This is a genomic window from Streptomyces sp. NPDC126497 (genome assembly GCF_040302425.1).
Classification (GTDB): domain Bacteria; phylum Actinomycetota; class Actinomycetes; order Streptomycetales; family Streptomycetaceae; genus Streptomyces.
The window spans coordinates 1-21,402 of the sequence record NZ_JBEORT010000078.1; the positions used below are offsets into that span (position 1 = coordinate 1).

The 21,402-nt window shown below is 72.7% G+C and carries 18 protein-coding genes, 1 tRNA gene and 1 pseudogene; 15 read left to right on the top strand and 5 right to left on the bottom strand.

The genetic code is table 11. The features are described from left to right. A pseudogene (locus ABTY20_RS26245) lies at nucleotides 1-315 on the top strand (hypothetical protein); the annotation flags it as partial. A 76-nt stretch (nucleotides 316-391) separates the two neighbouring features. Here ABTY20_RS26245 and ABTY20_RS26250 read toward each other — a convergent pair. Both ABTY20_RS26250 and ABTY20_RS26255 read right to left on the bottom strand, forming a co-directional pair. Further along, nucleotides 392-478, bottom strand: a tRNA-Ser gene (locus ABTY20_RS26250). Between the two features lie 64 nt (nucleotides 479-542). Beyond that, nucleotides 543-2,042, bottom strand: a complete 1,500-nt coding sequence (locus tag ABTY20_RS26255; RefSeq protein WP_351999517.1) for a S1C family serine protease — start codon at nucleotides 2,040-2,042, stop codon at nucleotides 543-545. A gap of 287 nt (nucleotides 2,043-2,329) precedes the next feature. Between ABTY20_RS26255 and ABTY20_RS26260 the strand changes: the two genes are divergently transcribed. From ABTY20_RS26260 to ABTY20_RS26270, 3 genes are all read left to right on the top strand, one after another. Next, entirely contained in the window at nucleotides 2,330-3,160 is an 831-nt protein-coding gene (locus ABTY20_RS26260; RefSeq protein WP_351999518.1) for a glycerophosphodiester phosphodiesterase, read from the top strand. 252 nt (nucleotides 3,161-3,412) lie between these two features. Continuing rightward, complete coding sequence (locus ABTY20_RS26265; RefSeq protein WP_502991888.1) at nucleotides 3,413-3,973, top strand: ATP-binding protein; 561 nt, start codon at nucleotides 3,413-3,415, stop codon at nucleotides 3,971-3,973. Nucleotides 3,974-4,120: 147 nt separating this feature from the next. After that, nucleotides 4,121-5,086 carry a DUF5926 family protein gene (locus ABTY20_RS26270; protein WP_351999520.1) on the top strand — a complete coding sequence of 322 codons (966 nt, stop codon included), beginning with the start codon at nucleotides 4,121-4,123 and terminating at the stop codon, nucleotides 5,084-5,086. Between the two features lie 353 nt (nucleotides 5,087-5,439). Here the strand turns inward: ABTY20_RS26270 and ABTY20_RS26275 are convergent, their stop codons facing one another. Next, nucleotides 5,440-6,105 (bottom strand): bifunctional DNA primase/polymerase, encoded by a 666-nt coding sequence (locus ABTY20_RS26275; protein ID WP_351999521.1) that lies wholly within the window; start codon nucleotides 6,103-6,105, stop codon nucleotides 5,440-5,442. Between the two features lie 503 nt (nucleotides 6,106-6,608). Here ABTY20_RS26275 and ABTY20_RS26280 point away from each other — a divergent pair. Continuing rightward, nucleotides 6,609-8,123, top strand: a complete 1,515-nt coding sequence (locus tag ABTY20_RS26280; protein ID WP_351999522.1) for a PP2C family protein-serine/threonine phosphatase — start codon at nucleotides 6,609-6,611, stop codon at nucleotides 8,121-8,123. Between the two features lie 112 nt (nucleotides 8,124-8,235). After that, nucleotides 8,236-9,693, top strand: a complete 1,458-nt coding sequence (locus tag ABTY20_RS26285; RefSeq protein WP_351999523.1) for an aminopeptidase P family protein — start codon at nucleotides 8,236-8,238, stop codon at nucleotides 9,691-9,693. 70 nt (nucleotides 9,694-9,763) lie between these two features. On the opposite strand, the gene ABTY20_RS26290 is transcribed toward ABTY20_RS26285, so the two are convergent. After that, the gene (locus ABTY20_RS26290) at nucleotides 9,764-10,228 is read right to left on the bottom strand and encodes an ATP-binding protein (RefSeq protein WP_351999524.1); all 465 of its coding nucleotides are present in this window, start codon (nucleotides 10,226-10,228) and stop codon (nucleotides 9,764-9,766) included. Nucleotides 10,229-10,448: 220 nt separating this feature from the next. Between ABTY20_RS26290 and ABTY20_RS26295 the strand changes: the two genes are divergently transcribed. From ABTY20_RS26295 to ABTY20_RS26335, 9 genes are all read left to right on the top strand, one after another. Beyond that, entirely contained in the window at nucleotides 10,449-11,246 is a 798-nt protein-coding gene (locus ABTY20_RS26295; RefSeq protein WP_351999525.1) for a hypothetical protein, read from the top strand. A 180-nt stretch (nucleotides 11,247-11,426) separates the two neighbouring features. After that, nucleotides 11,427-12,173 (top strand): YcnI family copper-binding membrane protein, encoded by a 747-nt coding sequence (locus ABTY20_RS26300; protein ID WP_351999526.1) that lies wholly within the window; start codon nucleotides 11,427-11,429, stop codon nucleotides 12,171-12,173. An 89-nt stretch (nucleotides 12,174-12,262) separates the two neighbouring features. Further along, nucleotides 12,263-12,919, top strand: a complete 657-nt coding sequence (locus tag ABTY20_RS26305) for an SCO family protein (protein ID WP_351999527.1) — start codon at nucleotides 12,263-12,265, stop codon at nucleotides 12,917-12,919. Then, nucleotides 12,916-13,365, top strand: a complete 450-nt coding sequence (locus tag ABTY20_RS26310; RefSeq protein ID WP_351999528.1) for a copper chaperone PCu(A)C — start codon at nucleotides 12,916-12,918, stop codon at nucleotides 13,363-13,365. Before ABTY20_RS26305 ends, ABTY20_RS26310 begins: the two co-directional genes overlap by 4 nt. 13 nt (nucleotides 13,366-13,378) lie before the next feature. Next, nucleotides 13,379-15,325: a copper resistance CopC/CopD family protein gene (locus ABTY20_RS26315; RefSeq protein ID WP_351999529.1), complete on the top strand. Its 1,947-nt coding sequence runs from the start codon at nucleotides 13,379-13,381 to the stop codon at nucleotides 15,323-15,325. Between the two features lie 6 nt (nucleotides 15,326-15,331). Continuing rightward, nucleotides 15,332-16,618 carry an iron uptake transporter deferrochelatase/peroxidase subunit gene (gene efeB, locus ABTY20_RS26320; RefSeq protein WP_351999530.1) on the top strand — a complete coding sequence of 429 codons (1,287 nt, stop codon included), beginning with the start codon at nucleotides 15,332-15,334 and terminating at the stop codon, nucleotides 16,616-16,618. 93 nt (nucleotides 16,619-16,711) lie between these two features. Further along, on the top strand, nucleotides 16,712-17,644 hold the full coding sequence (gene pheA, locus ABTY20_RS26325) for a prephenate dehydratase (RefSeq protein WP_351999531.1): 933 nt from the start codon (nucleotides 16,712-16,714) through the stop codon (nucleotides 17,642-17,644). Between the two features lie 545 nt (nucleotides 17,645-18,189). After that, nucleotides 18,190-19,467, top strand: a complete 1,278-nt coding sequence (serS, locus tag ABTY20_RS26330; RefSeq protein ID WP_351999532.1) for a serine--tRNA ligase — start codon at nucleotides 18,190-18,192, stop codon at nucleotides 19,465-19,467. Continuing rightward, entirely contained in the window at nucleotides 19,464-20,276 is an 813-nt protein-coding gene (locus ABTY20_RS26335) for an HAD family hydrolase (protein WP_351999533.1), read from the top strand. The genes serS and ABTY20_RS26335 overlap by 4 nt, the downstream gene beginning before the upstream one ends. 396 nt (nucleotides 20,277-20,672) lie before the next feature. On the opposite strand, the gene ABTY20_RS26340 is transcribed toward ABTY20_RS26335, so the two are convergent. Beyond that, a complete protein-coding gene (locus ABTY20_RS26340; RefSeq protein WP_351999534.1) occupies nucleotides 20,673-21,392 on the bottom strand; it encodes an ABC transporter permease subunit in 720 nt (239 codons plus the stop codon). Between the last annotated feature and the right edge of the window lie 10 nt (nucleotides 21,393-21,402).

Consider the following 21,402-nt stretch of genomic DNA (forward strand, 5'->3'; position numbering starts at 1 on the left):
GGTGCGCCGGCTCGGGCGCGGCCGGCGCACCGGCCCGTGCCCGTGGCGGACCCGGTGACGCCGGCACCGCTTCCCTCGACGGGTGCGAACGTGCCCGCGGCCGAGGCGCCCACCGCCGCTGCCGCCCCCGCCTCCCCCTCCGCCGAGGGCCTCGAGCCGGCCCTCAGGTCCGCGCAGGAACTGGATCTGACACTGGCGGGAGGCCCGTCCTTCCACAACGCCGAGCAGGCGGCCCGGGTGATCGAGGAGCTCACCGCCGCGGTCCGCAACATCGCGCTCTGCCTGAACAACCCGGCCACCCGCGAACGCCCCTGACCCGCGTGCGGAGACGGCGGAAGGGGCGCCCCCCGTGGGGGACGCCCCTTCCGGCACGCGGCCTCTACGACCTGGGCGGAGGCGGTGGGATTTGAACCCACGGTGACATCGCTGCCACGACGGTTTTCAAGACCGTTCCCTTCGGCCGCTCGGGCACGCCTCCCCGCGACCGCCGGTGATCGGCGGCGCGGGGACAAGGGTAACGGGTCCGGCCCCCGCGGGTGGGGTCAGCTGTCGCCCGTGCGGGAACCCAGGGTGAGTTCCGCGGTGCGCTCCTTGCCGCCGCGCTCGTAGGTGATCGTGACCTCGTCGCCCGGCTTGTGGGTCCAGATCTCGCCGATCAGGGTGGGACCGGAGTCGATGACCCGGTCGTCGAGCTTGGTGATGACGTCGCCGGGCTTCAGACCGGCCTTGTCCGCGGGACCGCCCGGGTCCACGGGCTCGGAACCGCCCGCGCCCTGCTCGGTGATCTTCGCGCCGCCCGCCGCGTCCTCCAGGGAGACCGACGCGCCGATCTTGGCGTACACCGGCTTGCCCGTCCTGATCAGCTCCTGGGCGACGTACTTGGCCTGGTTGACCGGGATGGCGAAGCCCAGGCCGATCGAACCGGCCTGCCCCGTGCCGAAGCCGCCGTTGCTGGTGGACTGGATCGCGGAGTTGATGCCGATCACGTTGCCCTGCGCGTCCAGCAGCGGACCGCCGGAGTTGCCCGGGTTGATGGACGCGTCGGTCTGCAGGGCGCTCATGTACGACGCCTGGCTGCCGGCGCCGTCGCTGGAGGCGACCGGGCGGTTCTTCGCGCTGATGATGCCCGTCGTCACCGTGTTGGACAGGCCGAAGGGCGCACCGATGGCGATCGTCGAGTCGCCGACGGCCACCTCGTCGGAGTTGCCCAGGGGCAGGGGCTTCAGGTCCGAGGGGGCGTCGTCCAGCTTGATGACCGCGACGTCGTAGCCCTGGGCGTGGCCGACCACCTCGGCGTCGTACTTCTTGCCGTCGGGGAAGGTCGCCGTGACCTTGCCGCTGTCGACGGCGTCCGCCACCACGTGGTTGTTGGTGACGATGTGCCCCTGGGTGTCGAAGACGAAGCCCGTGCCGGTGCCGCCCTCGCCGCTGCCGCTCTCGGCCTCGATGGTGACCGTGCTCGGCAGCGCCTTGGCGGCCACGGCCGCGACCGTGCCCGGGTCGCGCTTCACGTCGCCGCCGCTGGTGGACGCCGAGACGGTCGTCGAGCCGTTGCTGTCGTTCTCCTTGGCCAGCGTGTAGCCGAGGCCGCCGCCCGCGCCGCCCGCGACCAGCGCGGCCACCAGGACCGCGGCGAGCATACGGCCGCGCCCGCCGCCGCTCTTCGGCGTCGGCTGCTGGTAGGAGGAGCCCCAGCCGCCCGAACCGTACCCGGCTCCGCCGCCGCCGTACGCGGGGGCGGACGGCGGCGGGGGCGGGGGCCAGGAGGCATCGGGGGCGACGGGGGAGGCGGCGGGGTCCTGGCCCCCGTGGGCGCCGTGCGGGCCCCAGCCGCTCTCGCCCGCCGGGCCGTGGGGAGCGGAGCCGTACCCCTGGCCGGCGTGCTGCGCGGGCGCCGGCGGCGGCGCCGCACGGCCGGGATCCGGAGCCGCTTCCGGGGCCGGGTGCCCCTGGTGCGCCGAAGCAGCGGGAGCATCCACCGGCGCGGGCGGCGGGGCGGAGGGGGCCGGGGGTACCGCGGTGCCCTCGTTCTCGGTGCTCACAGCTTCTCTCCTCGATCCACGGCTGTTGTTGTCGGTCGCACTCGGTCACGCTCGTTCACGGCCGTCCACGGGTCCGGCGCGATACAGCTGTGCATGTCCCTTTGTATGACGTCAGCTTTTCCCACGACCCGTCAGGGCACCATAAGCCGTTCCTGTGGGTCCGGGGTCATCCTTTATATAGGGCATTACCCATATAAGGTGCGTCCCCGATGTCTCCGACCGAACCGCGACGCCGCTCACACCACTCCGGGCTCACGTCCACCCGCGCCCGGTGGCACCATGGCGCGGTGACCCACGCACGACAGCACCCGACCGAAGTCGTCGCACACCGGGGGGCCTCCGAGGACGCCCCCGAGCACACCCTGGCCGCTTACCGCAAAGCGATCGAGGACGGCGCGGACGCGCTCGAATGTGATGTGCGCCTGACCGCCGACGGTCATCTCGTGTGCGTTCACGACCGTCGCGTCAACCGTACGTCCAACGGGCGGGGTGCGGTGTCGGCACTCGAGCTCTCCGACCTGGCCGCCCTGGACTTCGGCTCCTGGAAGAGCCGCGACGCCTTCGGGGGGCCGCGCGTCGAGGAGCCCGACTGGGAGCACCGCCCCGAGGACCGGGAGGCCACCTCCGTCCTCACCCTGGAACGGCTGCTGGAACTGGTCTCCGACGCCGGGCGCCCGGTCGGGCTGGCGATCGAGACCAAGCACCCCACACGGTGGGCGGGACAGGTCGAGGAGCGGTTGCTGCTGCTGCTCAAGCGCTTCGGCCTCGACGCGCCCGCCACCGCGGAGGACTCCCCGGTGCGCGTGATGAGTTTCTCCGCGCGGTCGCTGCACCGCGTGCGCGCCGTCTCGCCGACACTGCCCACGGTCCACCTGACGCAGTTCGTCTCACCGCGGCTGCGCGACGGGAGGCTGCCCGCCGGTGTGCGGATCGCCGGTCCCTCGATCCGCATCGTGCGCGGCCACCCCGCGTACATCGAGCGCCTGATGCGGTCCGGGCACCAGGTGCACGTGTGGACCGTGAACGAGCCGGAGGACGTGGACCTCTGCGTGCGTCTCGGCGTGGACGCCATCATCACCAACCGCCCCCGCGCGGTGCTCGATCAGCTCGGCCGCTGACCGCGCACCGAACCATCCGCCCCACCGGCCCCAAGAGCACCATGCGCGCGTCTTGACCCCGCGCCCCGATCCGGCGCATCCTCGCATCTCGGCCACACCGAAGGAATCCAGCCATACGGCTACGGGGAGTGCTCCGGCGCGTTCGGTGCGTACTCGGCCTTTCGAGTGCGTCACCCCTCCTTGACTGGCCGGTTTCCGGTTCAGTCCCATGGGGCATCCACACCGTGGCGTGGGGCGAAGGAGGTCTCGGGGGTGGCGTTGGTGGTGGCACAGGAGGTGCCCACGTCGTCGAGCATGGCCGTACCCCATGGCCCTGCGGGCGTGGGAGAGGCGAGGCGCCGGATGCGCGCGCAGCTGCGCGACGGCGGCGTGGCGGACTCCGTGGTCGACGATGCCGTACTGATCCTTTCCGAGCTGCTGAGCAATGCGTGCAAACACGGCCGGCCACTCGGTGACGCCCTGGCCGGCGACGGGGACGTGCGCGCCGCGTGGCGGGTGGATCCGCGCGGGCGGCTCGTCGTGGAGGTGACGGACGGCGGCGGTCCGACCCGTCCGGCGCCGGCCACCCCGTCGGTCACGGCGCACGGCGGCCGGGGGCTGAACATCATCACCGCGCTGGCCGACGACTGGGGCGTGCGCGACGAGGTGCCGGGCGAGGTCACGGTGTGGGTCGTCGTCCACGACGACGTGTACGACCCGGACGCCGGAGCCCGCCACCGGCGGGAGGACTTCGCCGCGCGGGTGACGGCGCCGGCGGTCTCCCGCATCCCCGGGCAGGCCTTCGCGGACGTCTTCGACGACCTGGACCGATGACGGCCCCGGGCGGGGGACGGCGCCGGCCCGGCGCGGTGGCCCCGGCACCCGGACCCGGCACGTCCGCCCGCGGTTTCCCGCCGCCCGTGACGTGAACGGCTAGGCTCGCGCCCGTACGAGACGAGCCGTAACCGGGAGACACCCACGATGGCCAAGAAGCGACCCCAGACGAAGGCCAAGCGCCCGCAGCTCACGGACGGGCAGATCCCGGTCGTCGGCGCCCGCGAGCCCTGCCCGTGCGGCAGCGGCCGCCGTTACAAGGCCTGCCACGGCCGTGCCGCCGCGCACGCGGTGACCGAGCTGGTGCACCGCCCGTTCGAGGGCCTGCCGGGCGAGTGCGACTGGGTGGCACTGCGCGAGCTGGTGCCGGCCGCCACCGTCGAGCTGACGCTCAAGGGCGGCCTGCCCGAGGGCGTTCCGTCGGTCACGCTGGCCACGGTGCTGCCGATGGCCTGGCCCGCGCTGCGCCGCGACGACGGATCGGTCCTGCTCGGCCTGCAGAACGACACCTCCTCCGGTGACATCAGCCGCGACCTCGCCGACACGCTGCAGCGCGCGCTCACCGCGGACCCGGGCACACCGGTGCAGGCCCGGCGGGCTCCCGCCGACGGCCCCCGGCTGCAGGACCTGCTCGACCCCGAGGGCACTTTCGAGCCGGTCGTGCACAGCGGGTTCGAGTTCTGGGTCCCGGACCCGGAGAACGCCACGCCGGACGTCACCGCCTCCCTGGAGCGGGCCAACGCCGCGGCCATCCCGACCGTCAAGCTGTCGGGCGTGGACTCGGCGTACTGGTGCGAGACACCCGAGAAGAACCACCTGCGGTGGGTCATGCCGCACCCCGAGGAGCAGCTCCTGGACGCCCTCGCGCGGCTGCACGCGGCGGGGAGCTCCTCCCTCGGCGAGGGCACCCGCCTCGTGGGCTCCTTCCGCGCCCACGGACTCACCGTGCCGGTCTGGGACCTGCCCAGCGGGGTCGGCGCCGAGGACGTGGAGAAGCCGGCGGCCGAGTTCGCCGAGCGGCTCGCCGCCGCGCTGGCCGTGGACGCGCCGCTGACCGCCGACGAGCGCCGTGCGCGCGGCGGACTGACCAACCGCCAGGTCACGCTCAGCTGAGGCGCGGCCGCGCACCCGGTTCCGCCGGCCGGACGGCCGGCGGAACCGCCCTGTCGCGCGCCCTCGTCGTGTGAGCAACTCCCGGTCCGGACAAGCCAGTCGGTGACCGGAAAGCCGAGATCGAATTTGCGAACCGCCGATCTCTTGTTACCGTTCCAGTAGCCCGGTTGCTGGTGCATCCCCCGTCGCCAGCAACCGGGTCTTTGCGTGCCGACCCCCGCTCACGGAACGCGGTTGCCCGCCAACTGCCAGTTCTCGTCCGGTAGTTGCTCCCGGATCGCGGTGGCCGCGGGCCGCCACCGCCCCGTGGGACAGGCGGGCGCCCCCGGCCGGGGGCGCCGTGCGCGGTCCCGCTACACCTCGGGCGCGCTCACACCCGTACGGGTGAGGGCGTCGACCACGGCGTCCACCACCGCCTCGACGTCGGGCACCCACGGCGAGGACGAGCCGGGCAGTGGTGCGCGCTCCCAGCGGACCTCGCCCTGCGCGGTCCCGGACGGGGGCAGCGCGAGATAGCCGCCCTCCCCGTGGAAGCGGAGGGAGCCGGGGACGAAGTCCTTGGCGTACAACAGCTCGCCCAGCTGCTCCATGGAGTACGGCTTCACCAGGATCGACCAGCGGGCCGGCGCGGCGACGACCGGGCCGAGCCGCATGCCGCGGCGGTCGAGCGCGGCGAGGGCGCGGGCGGCCGGCAGGGCGGGCAGGGACACCGCGCAGGGGGCCTTGCCGCCGGTGGCGAGGATGACGGGCGCCGTCGGCCGGTTGCCCCACCACCAGCGCACCATGCGCGCGTCGGTGGTGGCGGCGAGGAGACCGGGATCGAACGGGTGGGCGCCCGGCACCGTGCACTCGGGGTCGGGGCAGGCGCAGCGGGACCGGCCCTGCGGGTCCGCCGCCACACCCGGGAGTACGGGCCACCGCCAGTCCGCGGCGAAGGTCAGGGCCGCGCCGATCAGATCGGGCCCTCCGTCGCCGCGCCGGGACAGGAGCCTGCGTCGCCTTCCGAGGATCTCGCGCATGAGCGCTCGTTCCTTTCCGTTGCACGCCTGGCAACACCGTGGTCCAGATCACGTCATGTGTCGATCACTTCACTGTGCGTACCTGTTGGCGCATCACACCCCCACGCCGGGCAGGGGGAACCCCCAGGGGCCGAGCATGGGCTGCCTCCGCGGCCGATCGCCCGTACCGCGTCCATCGGAGGTACGGGCATGGCGTGGGGGTGGCGAAGTCTGGCGTTTGCCGTCGCGCGTGGTTCTCTCCGCCTCCGCCACGGGAGGATGGGGCACGGTCGTCGGTGGTTAAGACGCCCGGGTCCGTCGCCAGGTTCCCGAGCGGTTCCCCACCGCTCCTGGCCTTCACCGAGTACGTACCCATCACGACCGTTGTGACGCTCCGTCGAGCAAGGCCAGTCGATCGCAAGAGGCCTCCCCCTGAGGCAGTTTCAAGCCAACCTCATATTTCGGCAAGGGGTCTGCGGGGAGTTTCCTCCGGCCCCGCGGACACCAGGAATCCCAGCAGGACAATGCTGGACATCTCCTCACGAGTACGTGTACATGTGGAGACACTGCCGGCGACGCAGAACGACATGGGGGTTTGCGATGCTTTCGAGCAGTACGTACAGGCCGGAAAGCCGGACACCATGAACGCCCCGCATCCTCCGAAAGTGGCCGGAATCGATTCCACGGTTCCCTCACCCGCCCACACTGTCGCGTCCGTCACATCCGGCGCCTCCCCGGTTCCCCCGGCGCACCCCCGGAGCGCGCCGGGCGCACTGCTCCAGGACCGGCTCGCCGGCTGGGTCTCCGACCTCACCACCCTCCACGAACTCACCGAGCGCCTGGCCCGCGCGGGCACGCTCGACGAGGCGCTGCGGGAACTGCTGCGCGCGGGATCCGCCCTGGTCGGCGCGCGGCGCGGGCTCGTCGCCCTGGAACCCTCGGACGGTCTCGGCCCGGACACCACCGTCGGTCTGGGGCTGGGCCGCGCGGACCTCGGCCACCTGGAGACGGTGCCGCGCGGCTCCCTGTCGTACGGCAGGATCCTCGACGGACTGCCCGGCGCCGACGACGGCGTCGCCGAGCCCGACCTGTTCGCCGAGAAGGGGCTCGACCCCCGGCACCGCGAGGTCGCCGCCCGCCTCGACTACGCCGCCAGCTTCGCCCTCCCCCTCACCACCGGGCCCGCCGGACGCCTCGGCGCCGCGGTGTGGCTCTACGACGAGCCGGCCGAGCCGTCGGAGCGGCAGCGCCACCTCGTGGGCCTGTACGTCCGCCACGCTGCCGGGCACCTCGCCCGGCTCCTCGAGCTGGAGCGCACGCGCGCGTGCATGGCCACGATGGCCGAGGAGCTGCTGCCCTCCCGGCTCCCCCGGGTCCCCGGGGTCCGGCTCGCCGCGCGGCACCGCACCTCCCCGCACGGGGGCGGCGACTGGTACGACGCGCTGCCGCTGCCGGAGGCCGCCCTCGGTCTCGCCGTCGGGTCCGTCACCGGGTCGGGGGCCGGCGCGGTCGCCGCGATGGGGCGGCTGCGGGCCTCGCTGCGCGCGTACGCCGTGATGGAGGGCGAGGATCCGGTCGCCGTCCTGTCCGACCTGGAGCTGCTGCTCCGGCTCACCGAACCGGCCCGGTCGGCCACCGCCCTGTTCGGCTACTGCGAACCCGCGCTGCGCCGGATCACGCTGGCCGGGGCCGGGCACAGTCCGCCGCTGCTGCTCGGCGGGCGCCGCACCGAGTTCGTCGAGACCTCGGTCTCCGCGCCGCTGGGCATGCTCTCCTGCTGGGAGGCGCCCAGCGTGGAGGTCCAGGCGGAGCCGGGGGAGACGGTGCTGCTCTACACCGACGGGCTGCTGCGCCGCACCGGCGACCCGACCGACCGCGCCTTCGCACGGCTGCACGCCGCCGCGGCCGGGGTGCCGAAGGCGCTGCGCCACGACCCCGGCGCCGTCGCCGACCACGTCCTGCGCGCGGTGCTGCCCGGGAGGGCGGGCACGGCGGACTCCGGGGAGGACGTGGTGCTGCTGGCGGCGCGCTTCGAGTGACCGCCCCGGCGGCCCGCCCGTTCCCCTCCGTCACGGGTCCGCGTCCCGTTCGACCGTTTCCGCCCGACCGTACGATGGGAGACGGTCCAGTGCCGTATCGAGGAGGATGACCGTGGCGGAGGAGCTGCCGGAGACCCCGGAGACTGCCGAGGAGGAGCCCGTCAAGCAGCGCAAGAACGGCCTGTACCCGGGCGTGTCCGACGAGCTGGCCGAGAGCATGAAGAGCGGCTGGGCCGACACCGAGCTGCACGACCTGCGGCCGGTCCCCCAGGCCGCGGAGACCGCCGCCCGCCGCGCGGCGCTCTCCGCCCGTTTCCCGGGCGAGCGTCTGGTCGTCCCCGCGGGCAACCTGAAGACGCGGTCGAACGACACGGAGTACGCCTTCCGCGCGTCGGTCGAGTACGCCTACCTCACCGGCAACCAGACCGAGGACGGCGTCCTCGTCCTGGAGCCCACGACGGACGGCCACAAGGAGACGATCTACCTCCTGCCCCGCTCCAACCGTGAGAACGGCGAGTTCTGGCTGGACGGCCAGGGCGAGCTGTGGGTCGGCCGCCGGCACTCCCTCACCGAGGCCGAGCAGCTGTACGGCATCCCCGCCTCCGACGTCCGCGAGCTGGCCGGCGCGCTGCGCGAGGCCACCGGACCGGTGCGGGTCGTCCGCGGGTACGACGCCGGGATCGAGGCGGCGCTGACCGACAAGGTCACCGCCGAGCGCGACGAGGAACTGCGGGTCTTCCTCTCCGAGATGCGGCTGGTCAAGGACGACTTCGAGATCGGCGAGCTGCAGAAGGCCGTCGACTCCACCGTGCGCGGCTTCGAGGACGTCGTGAAGGTCCTCGACAAGGCGGAGGCGACCAGCGAGCGCTACATCGAGGGAACGTTCTTCCTGCGCGCCCGCGTGGAGGGCAACGACGTCGGCTACGGCTCCATCTGCGCCGCGGGGCCGCACGCCTGCACCCTGCACTGGGTGCGCAACGACGGCCCGGTCCGCTCCGGCGACCTGCTGCTGCTCGACGCCGGTGTGGAGACGCACACGTACTACACGGCCGACGTCACGCGCACGCTGCCGGTCAACGGCCGCTACACCGAGCTGCAGAAGAAGATCTACGACGCCGTGTACGACGCCCAGGAGGCCGGCATCGCCGCCGTGCGGCCGGGCGCGAAGTACCGGGACTTCCACGACGCCGCCCAGCGCGTGCTGGCCGAGCGGCTCGTCGAGTGGGGGCTGGTCGAGGGGCCCGTGGAGCGGGTGCTCGAGCTGGGGCTGCAGCGCCGCTGGACGCTGCACGGCACCGGTCACATGCTCGGCATGGACGTCCACGACTGCGCCGCAGCGCGGACCGAGACCTACGTCGACGGCACGCTGGAGCCCGGCATGGTGCTCACCGTCGAGCCGGGTCTGTACTTCCAGGCCGACGACCTGACCGTGCCCGAGGAGTACCGGGGCATCGGCGTCCGCATCGAGGACGACATCCTCGTCACCGCGGACGGCAACCGGAACCTGTCCGCGGGGCTGCCCCGGCGGTCGGACGAGGTCGAGGCGTGGATGGCGGGCCTCAAGGGCTGAGGGCCGGGGACCGGGGGCCGGGGGCCGGCGGCGCCGCACGACGGCCGGGCACGCGCGTGCCCGGCCGTCGCTACACGGCGACGAGCGGGGCGTCCTCGCGCCACTTGAGGATCTTGTCGAAACTCACCACCGCGCCGCCGCGCCCCGGCTTGTTGCCGATGTGGACGTGGTCGGCGAGCTCCCGGATGAGGTACAGGCCCCGTCCGTGCTCGGCGTCGGACGGGGCGGGGCGGGCCGACGGCCGGGAGCGGTTCCCGGCCGCGCCGGAAAAGCCGGGGCCCGCGTCGGTGACCTCGATGCGGCACTTCTCGCCGTCGAGGTAGGCCGTCACCCGGAACGCCTCCGAGGCGCACCCCCGTGTGGTGTCCCCGCCGTGCTCGACCGCGTTGGCGCAGGCCTCGCTGAGGGCGACGGAGAGGTCGTAGGAGATGTCCGGGTCGACGCCGGCGGTCTCCATGGTGCCGAGCAGCAGGCGCCGGGCGAGCGGCACGCTGGCGGCATCGCGCCGCAGATGGAGTGACCACCAGATGCTCATGCTCCGGCCTCCTGGCTGCGGCTCGACATACCGTTACGTATTGCCCTGAGTCCTCACCTGTAAGCGTGGAGTTGACGTGACACCGCCCATATGGCGGATGTGTCGTGGATCCGACCGGTGTATGTGGGGCACGGTGCAACAGAAGCGACCTTCCGGTCGTACCTCATCTTGCGGACCTGCCGTACGGCGGCCGACGGACCGGTGCGATGATGAGCGCGCCATGACTGCCCCCCACCCGCGCACGGCGCGCTCCGGACGAGGCTTCCGGATCCTGCGGGCCGCGGTGTTCGCCGCGGTCTGCGTCGTGCTGGCCGGGGCAGGGCACACGCTCGCCGCCCGGTCCGCCGTTCCGCCGTGGACGCTGGGCGTGGGCTTCCTCGGGGTCTTCGCGGTCGCCGCACCGCTCGCCGGACGTGCGAGGTCGCTGCCGGGGATCGCGGTGCTGCTGGCGTGCGGCCAGACGGCACTGCACACGCTGTTCGGCCTCGGACAGCACGGCGCAGCGGCCACGGCTCCGTCGTCCGCGCTCTCCGACGCCGCGCTGGTCGCGCGGGCCGCGCGGCTGCTGTGCGGGACCACCGCGGCGGAGATCACCCCCGCGCGGGCCGAGCGCATCCTCGTCGACGCGCGGATCCACCCCACCGGCTCCCCCGTCCACGCGGAGGCCGCCGCGGGTTCCCCGGCGGACCTGCTGCCGTCACTGCCGATGCTGCTCGGCCACGTCCTCGCGGCACTGGCCGCGGGGTGGCTGCTGCGCCGCGGCGATCTGGCCCTGCTGCGGCTGACCGGGCCGGCGGCGCACGGCGTCGCCGAGGCCGCTCTCGTACGGTCCCTCCGCGCGGCGCTCGCCCTGGTGCGCGCCCTGCGCGCCGGACTCCCGGGAGCACCGGAAGAGGCCCCGCGCAGGGCGCGCGCCGCGCTGCCCGCACCGCTTCCGCCCCGTTCCGCCGGGCTGCACCACACGGTGGTCCGCCGGGGCCCGCCGGCCGCCGCCACCGCACTCGCCCTCGCCGCCTGACACGAGGCGACCACCACTCCGGGTCTTCGACCGAGGGAGAGGGGCGCCGGCGTGCGGCACACGCGCGTGCGGCCGTTTCCGCGTACGCCCGGCCGGCCCGCCCGAAGGGCCCGTCCGGCCGTGCGCGCGGCACACCCCTCACCGTCAGTGACACCTCAATCGAAGCGGAGTGCTTCTGCCATGAAGGCTTCCCGTATCGCCGCCGCCGGCGCCGTCGCCGGTGCCGCCGTCCTCGCCGTGTCCACCCCCTGCTTCGCACACGTCAGCGTGCAGCCGGAGGGTGAGGCCGCGAAGGGCGGTTACGCGGTCATCGGCTTCAAGGTCCCCAACGAGCGGGACGACACCTCGACCGTCAAGCTCGAGGTCACCTTCTCCACGGACCACCCGCTGGCGTCCGTGATGCCGCAGCCGGTCGAGGGCTGGGACGTCGAGGTCACCAAGTCCAAGCTGGACAAGCCGCTGGAGATGCACGGCGAGAAGATCAACGAGGCGGTCTCCAAGGTGACCTGGACCGCCAAGGGCGACGGCATCGAACCCGGCTTCTTCCAGAAGTTCCCGGTGTCCGTCGGCACCCTGCCCGAGGACGCCGACGAGCTCGTCTTCAAGGCCCTGCAGACGTACTCCGACAAGGAGGTCGTCCGCTGGATCGAGGTCCCGCAGGAGGGCCAGGAGGAGCCCGAGCACCCCGCCCCCGTGCTCGCCCTGTCCGAGGCCTCCGACGACGACCACTCGGACGGCGCCGCGGCCGACGACAAGGCCTCCGACGAGACCGAGGACGCCGCCGCCCGGACCTCCGCCTCCGACGACGAGGGCGACTCCGGCGGTTCGGACACCACCGCCCGCGTCCTGGGCGTCGTCGGCATCGTGGTCGGCGCCGCGGGCGTCGCCTACGGCGTCCTCGCCGGGCGTCGGCGCACCACCGCCTGACCCCTCCCCCTCTCGACGGCGCGCACCGGCCAGCCCACGGCCCGTGGGTTCCCGGTGCGCGCCGGAGCACTCACCTTCCAGGACCATCCATGCGCAAGAAGACCCTCGCGGCCGCGGCTCTGCTCGCCGCCGCCTCCCTCACCCTGTCCGCCTGCGGAAGCGGCTCCGACGACGACGGCGAGCCCATCGCCGTGGTGTCCGAGGAGGCCGGCTCCCAGAAGGCGGCCACCGTCCTCGACAAGCCGTTCGAGAAGCCGGACCTCGTCCTCACCGACACCGACGGCGAGGAGTACGACCTCCGCGAGGAGACCGCGGGCAGGCCGACCCTGATCTACTTCGGCTACACGCACTGCCCCGACGTCTGCCCGCTGACCATGAACAACCTCGCCGTGGCCAAGCAGCAGCTGCCCGAGAAGCAGCAGGACCGGCTGCGGATCGTGTTCGTCACCACCGACCCCGAACGGGACACCCCCACCGCGCTGGGCACATGGCTCAAGGGCATCGACCCCCAGGTCATCGGCCTGACCGGGGACTTCGACACCATCCAGGCCGGCGCCCGCAGCATCGGCATCTCCATCGACCCGCCGCGCAAGGACGACAACGGCAGGACCGTCTCCGACCACGGCACCCAGGTCATCGCCTTCTCACCGAAGACCGACGGCGGCTACGTCCTCTACGGCGAGGACGCCACCGTCGAGGACTACACCAAGGACCTTCCCAGGATCATCAAGGGGGAGAACCCGTGAGGCGCCCGGCAGCCGCGGCCCTGCTCACCGCCGGGGCGCTGGTCCTGGCCGGCTGCGGCGGCGCGGACGACGGCCCGGCGGAGCTCTCCGTCGGCTCCGCGTACATGCCCCAGCCGGTCTCCGACATGGCCGCCGGCTTCCTCACCATCACCAACGACGGCGGCTCCGCGGACCGGCTGACCTCGGTCGGCAGCGACGTCGCCGGCCAGGTCACCGTGCACGAGACCGTCGACGGGGCCATGCGGGAGGTCGAGGCCCTCGACATCCCGGCCCACGGCAGCCTGGTGCTGGAGAGCGGCGGCAACCATCTGATGTTCGAGCAGCTGAAGCGGAAGCCGAAGCAGGGTCAGAAGGTCTCCGTCGAGCTGCGCTTCGCCGAGTCGGACCCCGTCACGGTCGAGATACCGGTGAAGCCGGCCACCTACACCCCGAAGACCGGACACTGAGGGAGACACCCCTGTGACCCAGACCATCGCCCCCCGCGTGCGGATCCTGGTGCTGCTGCTCCTGGCCGTCACCGGCGCGCTCCTCGCCGGAGCCGCTCCCGCCTCCGCGCACGCCGCGCTGACCGGCAGCGACCCCGGGCAGGGGGCGGTGGTCGACACGGCACCCGCCCAGGTCTCGCTCACCTTCTCCGAACAGATCGCGGTGAGCGACGACGCCGTGCGCGTCCTCGACCCCAAGGGCGAGCGGGTCGACAAGGGGGACCCGGCCAACCCCAGCGGTACGACGTACACCGTGCGGCTGCTCAGCGGACTGCCCGACGGCACGTACACCGTGGCCTACCAGGTGGTCTCCGCGGACAGCCACCCTGTCACCGGCGCCTTCACCTTCTCCGTCGGCGCACCGTCGAAGACCTCCGTGTCCCTCTCCGCACAGACCGCCGGCGACGGCCCGATCGGCTGGCTGTACGGCTTCGGCCGCTACGTCTCCTACGCGGGCTTCGTCGTCATGGCCGGCGGGGCCGCCTTCGTGCTCGCCTGCTGGGGACGCGGTTCCGGGGTGCGGGTGGTGCAGCGGCTGGTCGTCTCCGGATGGCTGGCGCTCACCTCGGCCACGCTCGCCCTGCTGCTCCTGCGCGGCTCCTACACCACCTCCGGGAAGGCCGGCGACGTCTTCGACCTGTCGCTGCTCGGGGACGTGCTCCAGACGAAGACCGGTGCGGCGCTCGTCTCCCGGCTGCTGCTGCTCGCCGTGGCGGCCCTGTTCATCGCGGTGTTGTTCGGCGCCTACGACAAACGGGAAGCCGAGGAGAAGCGGGACCTGACCTTCGGACTGGCGATCGGGGGGACGGTCGTGGCGGCCGGGCTCGCCGCGAGCTGGGCCATGTCCGAGCACGCCTCCCAGGGACTCCAGCCGGGTGTCGCCATGCCCGTCGACGTGCTCCACCTGCTGGCCGTCGCCGCCTGGCTCGGCGGGCTCACCACCCTCCTCGTCGCGCTCTACCGGGCGCCCGCCGACACCCCGGTCGGCCGGGACGCCGTCCAGCGGTTCTCACGGCTCGCCTTCGGCAGCGTGGTGACCCTGGCTCTCACCGGCGCCTACCAGAGCTGGCGGCAGCTCGGCTCCTGGTCGGCGCTGACCGACACCCGGTACGGGCAGCTGCTGCTCGTCAAGATCGGGCTTGTGGCGGTACTGGTCGCGATCGCCTCCGTCTCCCGTCGCTGGACGGCACGACTGGCCGGGGCGCCGGCCCCCGCGGCACGCGAGGAGGAGAAGGAGGAGGGGGAGGAGAAGCAGCCGGCGGGAGCGGGCAAGGCCACCACCTCCGAGAAGGCCGTCACATCAGGGGGGGCCGGGGCCGCGCAGGGCGATGAGGTGCGGGCCGCCCAGCTCGCCCGACAGCGGGCCGCGGTGGAGAACGCCCGGCAGAAGCGGCTGCGCGACGCCGACCCCCACCGCTTCGGTCTGCGCCGCTCCGTGCTCGCCGAGGCGGGCGTCGCCGTCGTCCTGCTCGCCGTCACCACCGTACTGACGCAGACCGAGCCGGGGCGCACCGAACAGCAGGTGGAGGCGGCCGCCTCCACCTCGTCCTCGTCGTCCGCCACGACCGGCCAGGGCACCGGCGCGGTGACGCTGGACATGCCCTTCGACACCGGCGGTGAAAACGGCAAGGGCGTCGTCACCGTCGACCTCGACCCCGCCCGGACCGGTGACAACAAGCTGCACATCCACATCATGGACCAGGACGGCCGGGCCCTCGACATCCCCGAGGTGAAGCTCGCCTTCACCCTCTCCGCCCAGGACATCGGGCCGTTGCCCGTCGTCCCCGACCGCGTCACCACCGGGCACTGGTCGGCGAGCGGAGTACAGATCCCCATGACGGGCGACTGGAAGATCGAAGTGACCGTACGGACCTCCGACATCGACCAGGTGACCGTCTCGAAGAACGCGAAGATCGGCTGAACCACCATGGTTGACCAGTCCATTCCGCAGGTCCGGACCCCCGAGGCGCCCCGCGGGGCGCCCGGGGACCGGGCCCCCGGGAACGGCATCTCCCGACGCCGGCTGCTCGGCACGGCCGGTGCCACCGGGCTCGTCCTCGGAGCGGCGGGCGGAGTCGTGGGACACGCCTCGGCGCCCGCCACGGCCACCCCGCTGTCGTCGGTGGGCGACAGCCGCGTCGAGTTCCACGTGAAACATCAGCCCGGCATCACCCAGCCGCTCCAGGCCCGCGGCCATCTCGTCTCCTTCGACCTCGCCCCCGGCGCCGGACGCAAGGAGGCGGCCGCCCTGCTGCGCCGCTGGTCGGACACCGCCCGCCGGCTGATGGCCGGCGAGCCCAGCGCACAGGGCGACACCGGGGTGGCCCGCGACGCCGGCCCCTCCTCCCTGACCCTCACCTTCGGCTTCGGCCACAGCTTCTTCGGACGCACCGGCCTGGAGAAACAGCGTCCGGCCGCCCTGGCCCCGCTGCCCGACTTCTCCTCCGACCGCCTCGACAAGGCCCGCAGCGACGGCGATCTGTGGGTGCAGATCGGCGCCGACGACGCCCTCGTGGCCTTCCACGCCCTGCGCGCCGTCCAGAAGGACGCGGGCTCGGCGGCCAGGGTGCGCTGGCAGATGAACGGCTTCAACCGCTCACCGGGCGCCACCGCCCACCCCATGACCGCCCGCAATCTGATGGGCCAGGTCGACGGCACCCGCAACCCCAAGCCCGCCGACTCCGACTTCGACGAGCGGATCTTCGTCCCCGACCGGGGCGAGCCCGCCTGGATGGCCAACGGCTCCTACGTCGTCGTACGCCGCATCCGCATGCTGCTCGACGACTGGGAGGAGCTGTCCGTCGAAGAGCAGGAGAGCGTCATCGGGCGCCGCAAGTCCGACGGGGCGCCGCTGTCCGGAGGCACCGAGACGTCCGAGATGGACCTGGAGAAGACGGACTCCCGGGGCAACCTGGTCGTCCCCGTCAACGCCCACGCGCGGATCACCCGGCCCGACCAGAACGGCGGCGCCGCCATGCTCCGCCGCCCGTTCTCCTACCACGACGGCATCGACGCGGACGGGGTGCCGGACGCCGGACTGCTGTTCATCTGCTGGCAGGCCGATCCACTGCGCGGCTTCGTCCCGGTGCAGCGCAAGCTCGACCGGGGCGACGCCCTGACCCCGTTCGTCCGCCACGAGGCGAGCGGGCTGTTCGCGGTGCCGGGCGGCGCGGCGGAGGGGGAGTATGTGGGACAGCGGCTGCTGGAGGGATGAGAAACGCCCCGGATCACCCCTGAGGGCTGTTCCGGATCACCCCTGAGAGCTCTCCTGGGGCTGCCGTCGGCCAGGGCCCATTAGGGTGAGGTCATGCCAGCGAGCTATGCGTATCTCGGCCCAGAGGGCACCTTCACGGAAGTCGCCCTGCGCACGCTTCCCGAAGCGGCCACCCGTGAGCTGATCCCGTACGTGTCCGTGCAGTCCGCGCTCGACGCGGTGCGCGCCGGCGAGGCCGAGGCCGCGCTCGTCCCCATCGAGAACTCCGTCGAGGGCGGTATCACCACCACCCTCGACGAACTGGTCGCGGGCACCCCGCTGACGATCTACCGCGAGGTGCTGCTGTCGATCACCTTCGCACTGCTCGTCCGCCCGGGCACCCGGCTGTCGGACATCAAGACGGTCACCGCCCACCCGGCCGCCCAGCCACAGGTCCGCAACTGGCTGAAGACGCACCTCCCGGACGCCGTCTGGGAGTCGGCCGCCTCGAACGCGGACGGTGCGCGCCTGGTGCAGGAGGGCCGCTACGACGCCGCCTTCGCCGGTGAGTTCGCGGCCGCCCGGTACGGCCTGGAGGCCCTGGAGACGGGGATCCACGACGCGGAGAACGCCCAGACCCGGTTCGTGCTGGTGGGCCGCCCGGCCCGGCCCGCCGCGCCCACGGGCGCCGACAAGACCTCCGTCGTGCTGTGGCAGCGCGACGACCACCCCGGCGGTCTGCGCGACCTGCTGGGCGAGTTCGCCACCCGGGGCATCAACCTGATGCTGCTGCAGTCCCGGCCGACCGGCGCCGGCATCGGCCACTACTGCTTCTGCGTCGACGCCGAGGGCCACATCTCGGACCGCCGGATGGCGGAGGCGCTGATGGGACTCAAGCGGATCTGTCTGCAGGTGCGCTTCCTCGGCTCGTACCCGCGTGCGGACGTACGTCCCGGGGAGGTGCTTCCGCCGTTCCCCGGGACGTCGGACGAGGAGTTCGTCGAGGCGGCGGACTGGGTCGCACGGTGCCAGGACGGACGGTTCTGACGGGTCCGGGGACGGCGCGCCCCGGTCCTACCTGCTGATTTTTTGTCCACAGAAGTTATCCACAGGGACGTCGTCTGACCTGGGGACAAGTCGATACCAAAACCGCACCCGATCGACAAATCCCTCCACACGGCATGATCCTGTTCATCGTTCCGCGTATCGCGCTTCGTCCACTCTTTTCCTTTGGTCAACCCTTTGGAATGATCCCTTTCCACTCAAAAGTGGGGAACGGGGAAGTTTGCCCTGGGGATTTTCCAGCCTGAAAGCGTTTCGGAATGATCCATTCCGAAGTCCACAGATCTTCCCCACAACCTGTGGATAACCATCCCGGCAGCGCATCCGCCTGTGGACAACCGACGCCAAGTTCCGCCCTGCACAAGGGGCTCCGGTCAACTCGCACCCCGCGGACTTACCCGTTCCGGGGAGGGCGGCTCATTCATTGACCGCAGGGAACATGCCACGCAATCCCCCCATAACGCCACGTGTTCCCTCGCGCCGCACCAGTGAGTCGTGAGGCGTCACCCCGCACCGGTAGCCTTGGCCGCGTGATTGACCTTCGCCTGCTTCGTGAGGACCCCGACCGTGTGCGTGCTTCGCAGCGCGCCCGTGGAGAGGACGTCGCGCTCGTCGACGCCCTCCTGTCTGCCGACGAGCGGCGCAGGTCGTCCGGCGTCCGCTTCGACGAGCTGCGCGCCGAGCAGAGGTCGCTCGGCAAGCTCATCCCCAAGGCGGCCGGCGACGAGAAGGCCGAGCTGCTGAAGAAGGCCGAACAGCTCAAGGCCGACGTCAAGGCGGCCGACGCCGACCGCGACGCCGCGGCGAGCGAGACCCAGGAGCTGCTGCTCAAACTGAGCAACCTCGTCCACCCCGACGTGCCCGTCGGCGGCGAGGAGGACTTCGTCACGCTGGAGACGCACGGCAGCATCCGCGACTTCGACGCCGAGGGCTTCGCGCCCAAGGACCACCTGGAGCTCGGCCAGCTCCTCGGCGCCATCGACGTGGAGCGCGGCGCCAAGGTCTCGGGGTCCCGCTTCTACTTCCTGACCGGCGTCGGCGCGCTGCTCGAGCTCGCCCTGGTGAACGCCGCGATGGCCCAGGCCACGGCCGCCGGCTTCACGCCGATGCTGACCCCCGCGCTGGTGCGCCCCCAGTCGATGGCGGGCACCGGCTTCCTCGGCCAGGCCGCCCAGGACGTCTACCACCTGGACAAGGACGACCTCTACCTGGTCGGCACGTCCGAGGTGGCGCTGGCCGCGTACCACATGGACGAGATCCTCGACGCCGACCGGCTGCCGCTGCGGTACGCGGGCTTCTCGCCCTGCTTCCGCCGCGAGGCCGGCTCGCACGGCAGGGACACCCGGGGCATCTTCCGCGTGCACCAGTTCGACAAGGTCGAGATGTTCTCGTACGTCGCCCCGGAGGACTCCCAGGCGGAGCACCAGCGGCTGCTGGAGTGGGAGAAGCAGTGGCTGACCTCGCTGGAGCTGCCGTTCCGCGTGATCGACGTCGCCTCGGGCGACCTGGGTTCCTCGGCCGCGCGCAAGTACGACTGCGAGGCGTGGATCCCGACCCAGGGCAAGTACCGCGAGCTGACCTCGACCTCGGACTGCACCGAGTTCCAGTCGCGCCGGCTGTCGATCCGCGTCCGTGAGGACAAGAAGGTGCGCCCGCTGGCCACGCTCAACGGCACGCTGTGCGCCGTACCGCGCACGATCGTGGCGATCCTGGAGAACCACCAGCAGGCCGACGGCTCCGTGCGCGTGCCGGAGGTGCTGCGTCCGTACCTGGGCGGCCGGGAGATCCTGGAGCCGGTCGCCAAGTGAGCGCCACCCCCGCGTCCTTCCCGTACCGGCTCATCGCCACCGACCTCGACGGCACCCTGCTGCGGGACGACCACTCGGTCTCCCGCCGCACCCGTGACGCGCTCGCCGCGGCCACCGCGGCGGGCGCCGCGCACATCGTCGTCACCGGCCGCGCGGCGCCCTGGACCCGTCCCATACTCGACGACCTCGGCTACCAGGGCCTCGCCGTCTGCGCCCAGGGCGCCCAGGTGTACGACGCCGGGGCGCACCGCCTGCTGACGTCGGTGACGCTGGACCGGCAGCTGGCCGGGGTGGCGCTGGCCAAGATCGAGGCGGAGGTCGGCCCGCTGCACCTGGCGGCGAGCCGCGACGGCGTGGACGGCGAGGTGCTGATCGGCCCCGGCTACGAGGTGGTGGGCGCCCTGCCCGCGACCCCGTTCACGGACGCGTCGGACCTGTGGACGGCGCCCCTGAACAAGCTGTACATCCAGCACCCGACGCTGACCTCGGACGAGCTCGCCGACGCGGCCACCCGCGCGGCGGGCGGTTTCGTCACCGTCACCATGGCGGGCGAGGGCATCGTCGAACTGCTCCCGCTCGGCCTGTCCAAGGCCACGGGGCTGTCACTGGCGGCACGCAGGCTGGGCATGAAGGCCGCGGAGACGATCGCCTTCGGCGACATGCCCAACGACATCCCGATGTTCGCCTGGTCCGCCCACGGCGTCGCCATGGCCAACGCCCACGAGGAACTGAAGGCGGTCGCCGACGAGGTGACCACCTCCAACGAGGACGACGGCATCGCGGCGGTGGTGGAGCGCCTCCTGCCCTGACCGCGGGCGGTCGTGCCGCAGGGGCGGTGGGGTACCTCCCGCTCGCGCGCGGGCGGGAGTGGGGGCGCCCGCGAGCGGCGGGCCGTGCGACCCCGCCCGCCCCGCCGCACTCCCCCGAAGGGGCGAAAGCAGGGAAGGGCGGCCCACGCGACAGCACCTGTGCGCGTGCTCGAAGCGGCCGCCACGGGCAGCTCCCCGTACGGGCGGACTCAACGGAGCGGTGGGGATGACTCCGGAGTCCGCCACGGGCTGCCCCGGCAGGGGCGGGACGTGCCGTGCATGGACACCGCCCCACTCCCCTCCCAGCGGATGACGCCGGACTTTCCCGGCGATACGGACACCATCACTCTGCCCGCCGGGCGATCCGGACGCCACCGAATGAACCGGCGGGGGGTCTCACTCCTCGCCGGCCAGCGTCAGCGACCGCAGCTTCTGCCCGGCGTACCAGGTGGCCAGCACGGTGACCGCGACCAGCAGCACCGTCGCGGTCGTCAGACCCACGTCCGAGGTGACCAGGTCGCCGCCGGAGACCTTCTGCGCCACCGCCAGCGACCACTGCTGGACGCTCAGCGTGCGCGCGCCGGGCACCAGGGAGCCGAAGAGCGCCTCCCAGACCAGCGCGTAGACCAGCCCGAACACCACCGCGTGCCGCGAGACCGTGCCGAGCAGCAGGAAGAGCGCCGCGTACGCGATGGAGGCGACCAGTGCGGCCACGGTGTAGGCGACGGCGACCTGCTGGCCGTTGCCGTTCAGGACGAGGCCCGCGATCAGGGTCGGCACCGCCGAGAACACCATGGTGACGGCGACCGCGACGATCAGCTTGGTGTAGATGATCGTGGGCCGCTTGATCGGCTTGGACAGCAGGTACACCACCGAGCCGTCGTCGATCTCCGGACCGATGGCCCCGGTCCCGGCGATGACGCCGATGATCGGCACCATGGTGGCGAGCGCCAGCCCGCCGAGGACGTCGGCGGCGGTCTGGTCGTCGGCACCGGCGAGGACGCGCACGGCCACCGAGATCACGATCAGCAGCAGGGGCAGCGCGCCCAGGATGAGGGCCCGGCGACGGCCGAGCAGGGCCCGGTAGGTGAGCCGGGCGACTGTGGGGTCGTACATCTTCGGCCTC